General features: G+C 41.2%; 7 protein-coding genes and 1 pseudogene. 3 read left to right on the top strand and 5 right to left on the bottom strand.

Annotated features, from left to right (window positions below; genetic code table 11):
* Positions 1 to 49: 49 nt before the first annotated feature.
* The 4 genes from GNF10_RS32385 to rsmH form a co-directional block, all read right to left on the bottom strand.
* The gene (locus tag GNF10_RS32385) at positions 50 to 607 is read right to left on the bottom strand and encodes a methylmalonic aciduria and homocystinuria type D protein (RefSeq protein WP_185586286.1); all 558 of its coding nucleotides are present in this window, start codon (positions 605 to 607) and stop codon (positions 50 to 52) included.
* A gap of 297 nt (positions 608 to 904) precedes the next feature.
* Complete coding sequence (locus tag GNF10_RS32390) at positions 905 to 1,111, bottom strand: glycogen debranching protein (RefSeq protein WP_185586285.1); 207 nt, start codon at positions 1,109 to 1,111, stop codon at positions 905 to 907.
* Positions 1,112 to 1,252: 141 nt separating this feature from the next.
* Positions 1,253 to 1,906: a MotA/TolQ/ExbB proton channel family protein gene (locus GNF10_RS32395; protein ID WP_185586284.1), complete on the bottom strand. Its 654-nt coding sequence runs from the start codon at positions 1,904 to 1,906 to the stop codon at positions 1,253 to 1,255.
* A gap of 142 nt (positions 1,907 to 2,048) precedes the next feature.
* Complete coding sequence (gene rsmH / locus GNF10_RS32400; protein WP_185586283.1) at positions 2,049 to 2,954, bottom strand: 16S rRNA (cytosine(1402)-N(4))-methyltransferase RsmH; 906 nt, start codon at positions 2,952 to 2,954, stop codon at positions 2,049 to 2,051.
* Between the two features lie 419 nt (positions 2,955 to 3,373).
* On the opposite strand from rsmH, the gene GNF10_RS32405 reads away from it, so the two are divergent.
* The 3 genes from GNF10_RS32405 (at position 3,374) to GNF10_RS39045 (ending at position 8,275) form a co-directional block, all read left to right on the top strand.
* Positions 3,374 to 4,558, top strand: a complete 1,185-nt coding sequence (locus tag GNF10_RS32405) for an NAD(P)H-quinone oxidoreductase subunit H (RefSeq protein ID WP_185586282.1) — start codon at positions 3,374 to 3,376, stop codon at positions 4,556 to 4,558.
* A gap of 253 nt (positions 4,559 to 4,811) precedes the next feature.
* Complete coding sequence (locus GNF10_RS39040) at positions 4,812 to 5,492, top strand: phospholipase D-like domain-containing protein (protein ID WP_260446070.1); 681 nt, start codon at positions 4,812 to 4,814, stop codon at positions 5,490 to 5,492.
* 143 nt (positions 5,493 to 5,635) lie between these two features.
* Positions 5,636 to 8,275, top strand: coding sequence for a DEAD/DEAH box helicase (locus GNF10_RS39045; protein WP_311774251.1), 2,640 nt, complete (start codon positions 5,636 to 5,638; stop codon positions 8,273 to 8,275).
* A 166-nt stretch (positions 8,276 to 8,441) separates the two neighbouring features.
* Here GNF10_RS39045 and GNF10_RS32415 read toward each other — a convergent pair.
* A pseudogene (locus GNF10_RS32415) lies at positions 8,442 to 8,702 on the bottom strand (DUF4351 domain-containing protein); the annotation flags it as partial.
* Between the last annotated feature and the right edge of the window lie 553 nt (positions 8,703 to 9,255).

Consider the following 9,255-nt stretch of genomic DNA (forward strand, 5'->3'; position numbering starts at 1 on the left):
ATCTACGTGGGCGGGGAGTGGGGAGTAGGGAGTAGGGAATAACTAATGACTAATAATCAATTTCTTTCCATCCATGCATAGCTGCTATACCTTTAGTAACCCATTCGATCAAAATTGGGGGAGCTTCTGATATCAAGATGCTAGGATAAACTGCTGTACCCCATTCGGGATGCACTAGTACACGGCATTGATTTTTAATCACTGGATAGTTGAGTAAAGCTTTGACAACTGCTGTGTCATCGTGAGGAATTGCTCCGGGATGAGACAGTAAAGGATAGCCTGTACGAGGGTCGATCAGGTCTGTTAAATAGCCGAGATCGCGCAGATTAAATGCTAAATCACAGCCAAATCGCATAAACTTTTCTCGTAAGCGTTCTTTCTCTGACTCTACTTCTGCCGTCTTTTTGACTAATTGATAACGCGATTGCTGCAAGACAATCACTACTCTTAAAAATGGCTGCCGTTTCCAATCTGGTAATATCCGTTCGCAGTTGGCACAGATATATTGACTGGGAGCATGAATTGAAATTTGAACCGCTTGTCCAGTTTCGCCAACTAAATTAATAGGACAGGCTTGCTCCGAAGTGTAAACTTTGGGATAGTTCACTAAATTGATTCGGCTTATACAAGTTTTTAAATTCAATCTACGGTATAGATGATAGCTCTTAAAAGTTCAAAAAAATCATCTTTTTCCTCTCTTATGTTACTTTTTTTAGAAGCATAAGATAATAATTTGAGAATTTTAATCCGAATTTTATCCTTTATTAACCTGTGTTTATGGGATTTGTTGCGATCGCTGTAGGCATTAGCAAAGATGTAGAGTCTCCAAGAGAAGCGATGCCTACGCCTACGCTCCTGAAATATGTTCGATCAAAACCTTAAAAAAGGAACTCCATCTCACCCATTAATTGAGTTTTAAAGAATTCACTGGCACTTCATCCCAAGAATCAACTGTCCGCAATTGCGCTACCCAACCCGCTGCCTTTTGCTTCTCGGTCAAATTATTCTGAAAGGAATCATGACACTCTTTAGCTTGAGATTCATTACAAGTAGCAATACAGGCATGAATCATCCCAGACGGATCAATTTGCTCATTTACCCAAATAATCATGGAATATTCCCTCGAAAAGTGTAGCGAAAAAGCTATTTGTTATTTTAGAACACTATTAGAGTCAAAAATTGCAGAGCAAAATCGATAACAAGTAGTGAACTAATATTAGCGATTACTAATTTACAATTATTCAGTTCCGCTTCATCTGTTAGGTACATAAGATTTATCGCCTCTTTCATAGCGACGGCGGTAGAGTAATTCTAACTGTCCACCATATTCTTGAATCCAAGCTATCTGACGCTGATAGAGTCCTCGGAAGGTATTAGCAAATAATAGTGTAAAGATTGCTACTACTAATCCTGATGCTGTGGATACTAAAGCTTCACTAATTCCAGATGTTACACCTGTTGTTTTAGTACCTCCCACATCTCCGATATTTAGAGAAGCAAAGGAGTTAATTAATCCTAAGACAGTTCCTAGAAGTCCCAACAACGGCGCAAGACCAATAATTGTCTCAAAAATATTTTGCGATCGCTTAAGTAAGGGAATTTCGGCTTGTGCTTCGCTTTCTAATGCCAAACGAAATTCTTCTGGTGTCGGCTCTTCCAATTCTAAAGCTGCTAAAAAAATTCGGGCGATAGGTAAATCAGCATTTTTTTGCAACTTATCTAAAGCACTAACTACATTATCAAGGCGATAAAGCTGTAGCACCTCTCGCACTACCTTGTTTTGCCGATTATTTATTCTTACCCAAAAGATGATCCGCTCGATAATCAGCGCTACTCCTAACAAAGAGAACGCCAGCAGAGGCCACATGACCACGCCACCTGCTGTAAACAGATTACTAATTTCCATTTATTATTTTTTAACTCACCAACAACGCTAGATTAACAGATTGTTGTTTTAGGGAATTGGGAATTGGGAATTGGAGAGAATGAGAAAACTACCTCTTTACGCTCTGCTCTCTGCTCCCCTAACTTTTTATTCGCTCATCCCCTTATTCAATATTCAGAACTCTCTCGGCTACCCTGAGTTTGGCCGATCGCGATCGCGGATTCTTACTAATTTCCTCTTCTTGGGCAATAATTGGCTTTTTTGTCAATACTTTTAACAAAGGTGAATTTCTTAACCCATGCTTCACCGGGCGGTCTTCCAGACTGTGAAAACTGATAATCGCAATTCTGCCACCAGGGACAAGGGCATTTGGGGCTTTATCCAAAAAGGTTTCTAGAGATTTTAACTCGTCGTTGACCACAATTCGCAAAGCTTGAAAAACACGAGTTGCCGGGTGAATTCTGCCATAACGGTATTTTGGGGGAACAGAAGAAGCGATCGCATCAGCTAATTCTGTAGTCGTGTGTAACGGTCGCCGTTCTACAATACGACGAGCAATGCGCCGCGATAATCTCTCTTCACCGTACTTAAAGAAAATATCTGCTAATTCTGCCTCATCCCAATTATTAATCACATCAGCAGCAGTTAGCGATCGCCCTCTATCCATTCGCATATCTAAATTGGCAGCTTGGCGAAAGCTGAAACCCCTTTCTGCTTGGTCTAAATGGTAAGAACTTACCCCTAAATCGGCTAAAATACCGTTGAAAGTATTAGGGGGAAATTCGTAGTCAGCAAAATTGCTATAAATAAATTGTATGCGATCGCCAAACTCAGCTAATTCTTTCCTCGCTGCTGCTAAAGCATCTTCATCTTGGTCAACTGCCGTTACTCGCACATCTTCAGCAGCTTCTAATATTAGGCGACTGTGACCACCACCGCCTACCGTCACATCTAAATAATGCCCGCCTGGACGCACCGCCAAACCCTCAACTACCTCCCGTCCCAACACGGAAATATGAGAAAAAGCCAGTTCTTCTAAATCTAGCGGTGTTTGTAAATCTGATTTCATCTTTAATTTTATTTTTGTTTATATTTGGTAAGACTTACACCAAAAACCTCTTAAACTCTTATTCCTCTGTGTCCTCTGTGGTTCAAATTTCCGTTACTTATACGTAAGTCTTATTTAAGACCCATTCCCAATTCCCAATCCTTAACATCAGGATTTTCAATGCAACAAGAGATTAGATGAAAAAAAACCTGTGCCTAAATCCCTTGCATATCAAGCTTCCCTATAATAATTGAAGAGGTGCAACGAAATGAAACAATTACAACTCCTGCGCTGCTATCCTCTCTCCAACATAACCCTGTAGAGTCAAAATTATATAGATTGCCCCTACAAACCTCATTTTGGCAGACTAGATAAATCGGCTGTGGTTGGCATCTAGGCGGTTCAATTCAAAATTTTCACGAACGGAGAACACGAAATCTATGACCAGACTAGAAACCCGCACTGAACCAATGGTGCTAAACATGGGGCCACACCACCCCTCAATGCACGGGGTTCTGCGGCTAATCATGACTCTGGATGGCGAGGATGTCGTTGACTGTGAACCAGTTATCGGCTATTTGCACCGGGGAATGGAAAAAATCGCTGAGAACCGTACTAATGTAATGTACGTTCCTTACGTTAGTCGGTGGGACTATGCTGCGGGAATGTTCAACGAAGCCGTTACTGTTAACGCCCCAGAAAAACTTGCAGGTGTTGCTGTCCCCAAGCGTGCTAGCTACATCCGCGTCATTATGCTGGAGTTGAACCGCATCGCCAACCACTTGCTATGGTTTGGCCCATTCCTTGCTGACGTAGGCGCACAAACTCCCTTCTTCTACCAGTTCCGGGAACGGGAGATGATTTATGATTTGTGGGAAGCCGCTACAGGTTATCGGATGGTGAATAATAACTACTTCCGCGTTGGTGGAGTAGCAGCCGATTTACCTTATGGTTGGGTAGATAAGTGTATAGAATTCTGCGACTACCTATTGCCTAAAGTTGATGAGTATGAACGCTTAGTAACTGATAATCCCATCTTCCGGCGACGTGTTGAGGGTATTGGTACTATCACCCGTGAAGAAGCAATTAACTGGGGACTTTCTGGCCCAATGTTACGCGCTTCTGGGGTGCAATGGGATTTGCGGAAAGTTGACCATTACGAATGCTACGACGATTTCGACTGGGATGTGCAGTGGGAAACCGCCGGTGATTGCTTTGCCCGTTACGTGGTGCGGATGCGGGAAATGCGCGAATCTGTGAAAATTATTCGCCAAGCAGTTAAAGGACTTCCTGGCGGCCCTTACGAAAATCTGGAAGCGAAGCGTTTAGCCGCAGGTAAAAAATCTGAGTGGGACGCATTTGATTACCAATTCATCGGCAAAAAAGTTTCCCCCACTTTCAAGATACCCAAGGGTGAAATCTATGCCCGTGTAGAAAGTGGCAAAGGTGAATTAGGAATTTATTTGGTTGGCGATGATAACGTCTTCCCTGCACGTTGGAAGATTCGCGCCGCAGATTTCAACAACCTTCAGATTGTTCCACATTTACTGCGCGGAATGAAGGTTGCAGATATTGTGGTGATTCTCGGTAGTGTTGATGTAATTATGGGGTCTGTGGATAGGTAAAAAATATCTATTTAAGTAGTTTTTAGAGCAGTTGTATTATGCAACTGCTCTTTTTTTATGGCATTGGGTAAAACTAGTTCAGTTAAAAATTTATTCCTTTTCTTCCTTAGCGTTCTTGGCAGCTTGGCGGTTCGTTCTTTATCGAACCGCCAAGTCGCCAAGAACGCCAAGAAGAATGCACTCTTCACTAATCTGGCTGGAAAAATTTTTTACTCATATAACAGATGTACGAAATATTGATGAGTTTTAAATAATGCCCCGCATCTTTGACAACATAGATTTACAACTGCTACCGATTTTAAGAGAAACCCTCAAAGTCTCTTATCGGGCAGACTTTTGTGTTGGCTACTTTAACCTCAGAGGTTGGCGAAGAATTGATGATTTAATCGAACAATATGTTGGTAGTGAAAATGCTTGTTGTCGTTTGCTAATTGGGATGCAAAGCTTACCCAGTGATGAGGTTCATGCAGCATTTAGCCTTGTTAGTGGTGATGGACGGATTGATAACAGTAGCATTGTGCGGTTTAAAAAACGCATGGCGGCGGAATTCCGCCAGCAGTTGACTATCGGTGCGCCGACTAATCAGGATGAAGCGGGGTTACGGCGGTTAAGTCATCAGCTAAAAAGTCAGAAGGTAATTATTAAATTGTTTCTGCGTCATTCTCTCCATGCCAAGTTATATCTTATGCATCGCAATGACCCGAATAGCCCAATTGTGGGATTTTTGGGTAGTAGTAATTTAACCCTTCCCGGATTGGCTAAACAAGGGGAGTTGAATGTTGATATTTTAGACCATGATGCTTGTAATAAACTACAAAAGTGGTTTAGCGATCGCTGGCAAGATTACGGTTGTGTAGATATTTTCCAAGAATTGGCGGAAATTATCGATCAGAGTTGGGCTAGGCAAGAACTAGTTTCGCCTTACTACACCTGAAGATAGCTTACCACTTATCCCACGAAGCGATCGCAGGACTTTCAGAATTCCGCATCCCCCGCGAATTTAACAACTTATTTGACTTTCAAAAAGCTGCCGTACAGCTAGCAGCACGTCATGTAACAAGGCGTGGCGGCGTATTAGTGGGTGATGTGGTCGGTTTGGGTAAAACTTTAGTTGGAACCGCTTTGGCAAAGATATTACAAGAAGATTGTTTTTTAGAAACATTAATTATATGCCCAAAAAACTTGGTGTCAATGTGGCAAGAATATGTAAATAACTATCGGTTACTCGCCGAAGTTATGCCGATTAGTCAAGTACAAAATAAGTTACCAAAACTTCGCCGCTACCGAGTTGTGTTAATTGATGAGAGTCACAATTTACGAAACCGCGAAGGCAAACGTTATCGAGCAATTACAGAATATATTGCTACTAACGAAAGTAAATGTATTTTATTATCTGCTACTCCATACAATAAAAGTTATCTTGACCTTTCCGCCCAGTTGCGGCTATTTGTGCCAGAAGACCAAGATTTAGGATTAAGACCAGAAGCTTTAATTAATGAACTTGGTGGCAGTTCCATAGGAGAATTAGAGTTTATTAGAAAGCATCAATGTTCTGTCCGTTCTTTAGCTGCTTTTGAAAAAAGCGAACACCCTGATGACTGGCGAGAATTGATGAAGCGTTACATGGTGAGACGCACTCGCTCTTTTATTAAAGATAATTATGCTCACACAGATGAAACCGGACGGAAATATTTAGAATTTGCTGATGGGACACGTTCTTATTTTCCCCAGCGTCTACCTCGGAGTCTCAAGTTTCCTCTCGAAGGTTCTGACACTGACTTTTATTCTCGGCTTTACTCTGAGTTAGTAGTAGAAGTAATTAATCAACTTAATTTACCTCGTTATGGGCTAGGGAATTACGTTATTGCTAAACACAAACAGCCGCCTACAGACACCGAACAACGCTTTCTTAATAGCTTATTCCGTGGCGGTAGGAGGTTAATGGGTTTTTCACGCACTAATTTATTTAAGCGTTTAGAAAGTAGTGGTGTTGCTTTTATTCAATCAATTGAACGCCACATTTTACGGAATTTCATTTATTTATATGCCCTAGAAAATGGGCTTGATATTCCCATTGGAACTCAGGAAGCTGAGTTATTAGATACAAGTAATAATGATGAAGATGCTGATTCTGTAGCAGCAGCTTTGTTTGATACTGAAATAGAAGAAGATGATTCTGACCTAACTCCCCAACCCCCTTCCCCACTAGATAAGGGGGAGAATTCAAAGCCTCTCTCCTTGCAGGAGAGAGGTTTGGAGAGAGGTTTTCCAGATTATGTAAAAAGTCAAGAAAAAGTTTTTCGTCAAAGAGCAGAAACAATTTATCAAGAATACATCACGCGATATCAAAGGCGATTTAAGTGGTTGCGTTCTACACTTTTTGATATTAAAAAACTCAAACGATATTTATTAGAAGATGCCAAAGCATTAATTAATGTGCTGCAACAGTGTGGCGAGTGGAATCCTCAAAAGGATGAAAAGCTGGCTGCTTTAATCAAACTGCTAACAAAAACTCACCCCAAAGATAAAGTACTAATTTTCACCCAATTTGCCGATACAGTCCGCTACCTTACAGAGAATTTGCAGTCGAGTTGTATTACTAATGTCGCTGGAGTAACAGGTCAATCTAAAGACCCAACAGTAATGACGGGAAGGTTTAGCCCTGTGAGTAATGGAAAACGTGAACAAATTTCATCATCAGATGAGTTGCGGATTTTAATCGCCACCGATGTTTTAAGTGAAGGTCATAATTTGCAAGACTGTGCAATTATCGTCAATTGGGATTTACCTTGGGCGATTATTCGTTTAATTCAACGCGCGGGAAGAGTAGACCGCATTGGCCAAAATGCTGATAAAATTCTCTGTTATTCTTTTTTACCAGCCGAGGGAGTAGAACGCATTATTAATTTGCGGGGACGACTCCGTAAACGACTGCAAGAAAATGCGGAAGTGGTGGGAACTGATGAAGCTTTTTTTGAAGATGATGATGCACGAGTAATTCTCGACCTCTACAATGAAAAATCTGGAGTTTTAGATGGCGAAGAAGATACAGAAGTTGATTTGACATCAGAAGCATTTCAAATTTGGAAAAAAGCCACAGATGATAATCCGGGTTTGAAAAAGACGATTGAAGAAATGGAAAATGTAGTTTATTCTACTCGCGCCCATACTCCGCAACCTGTACAACCAGAGGGAGTATTGCTTTATATGAAAACCACAGAAGGGAATGATTCTTTAATTTATGTTGACCGCGATGGAAATAGCGTTACTCAATCACAATTAGCGGTTTTGCGAGTAGCGGCGTGTGAAGAATCTACCCCAGCGATACCCAGAGATAAACAGCATCACAAGTTAGTAAACAAGGGTGCTGAATTGATTGCTGAAGAAGAGAAAAATGCAGGCGGTCAATTAGGACGGCCATCAGGTGCAAGGTTCCGCACTTATGAACGGCTGAAAAGTTATGTTCAAGAAATGAAAGGAACACTATTTGTTAGCGAAGAACTTTTAAAAGCAATTGATGAAATTTACCGTTATCCTTTGCGACAGTCAGCTATTGATACTCTGAATCGTCAACTGAAAAGTGGTATTAATAATCAGGTGTTGGCTAATTTAGTTGTGTCGTTACGCATGGATGACCGTTTGTGTATTGTGACAGAAGAACTGGAGAAACGAGAGCCTCAGATTATTTGTTCATTAGGATTATTTTCTAATTCGTAATTCGTAGTTCGTAATTGAAGCAATAGACGCGATAAATCGCGTCTTTCTTATATTACATAAAACACCGAAATTAGAAAGTTACAAAAAATTGTAGGTTGGGTGGAGGCTTTGCGTAACCAACATCCTGATATTTGTTGGGTTGCGCTCCGCTCCACCCAACCTACGTTTAATGCACTGCTTGATTTGCTTCCAACCAGTTAAATAAATCCTCAATGGCTGTAAAAGCCAATAAAGCCTCGCCAAGTGCTTCTAATTGTTCTAAAGAAAGAGTTTGAATGCGCCCTTGAACCTCTTGTCGTAACTCTCCCACCCGTTTTTGTAGTTGCCGTAACACGAGGGTTTGTCCTTGTTCTTGTTTTCCCCGCTCGTAACCAATGCGCTCGCCTGTGGTAATGTAGCTCATAGTCCGCTCCTGCTCAAATTGCTTAGAAGATGTTTGAAAAGTGGTTGGCTGTGATTTTAAGTACTTATTGAATCCCCCTAACCCCCTTAAAAAAGGGGGGAACCGGAATCGAATCAAAGTCCCCCTTTTTAAGGGGGATTTAGGGGGATCTATAACTTTTCACTACCGAGAAGAAGATTTTTCAGACATCCTCTAAGAGGATGTTTGAAAAGTAGTTAGCTGTGATTTTAAGTACTTATTTATCCCCCCTAACCCCCCTTAAAAAAGGGGGGAACCGGAATCGAATCAAAGTCCCCCTTTTTAAGGGGGATTTAGGGGGATCTAGAACTTTTCACTACCGAGAAGAGGACTTTTCAAACATCCTCTAAGGCTTTTGGTAAAATCATAACCCAATCAATAAATCGATAAAAGGCAAGAGAGACGCGATGAATCGCCGTCTCTACAATAATTAGCCCTTTGTAGAGACGGCGATTTATCGCGTCTTTTCTTTGTTTTATTATGTAGGGCTTGCTGGTTAAGACTGAAACCCTTGTATAAATAGTGATTGAAGTCTATAAATCGAACAAAAGTGCAAGGC

The sequence above is a fragment of the Nostoc sp. UCD121 genome, assembly GCF_014222285.1.
Classification (GTDB): domain Bacteria; phylum Cyanobacteriota; class Cyanobacteriia; order Cyanobacteriales; family Nostocaceae; genus Nostoc.

What these genes read in the sequence shown, in the direction of transcription:
- GNF10_RS32390 (WP_185586285.1), bottom strand. Translation starts at nt 1,111, where the DNA reads ATGATTATTTGGGTAAATGAGCAAATTGATCCGTCTGGGATGATTCAT.
- GNF10_RS32395 (WP_185586284.1), bottom strand. Translation starts at nt 1,906, where the DNA reads ATGGAAATTAGTAATCTGTTTACAGCAGGTGGCGTGGTCATGTGGCCT.
- rsmH (WP_185586283.1), bottom strand. Translation starts at nt 2,954, where the DNA reads ATGAAATCAGATTTACAAACACCGCTAGATTTAGAAGAACTGGCTTTT.
- GNF10_RS32405 (WP_185586282.1), top strand. Translation starts at nt 3,374, where the DNA reads ATGACCAGACTAGAAACCCGCACTGAACCAATGGTGCTAAACATGGGG.
- GNF10_RS39040 (WP_260446070.1), top strand. Translation starts at nt 4,812, where the DNA reads ATGCCCCGCATCTTTGACAACATAGATTTACAACTGCTACCGATTTTA.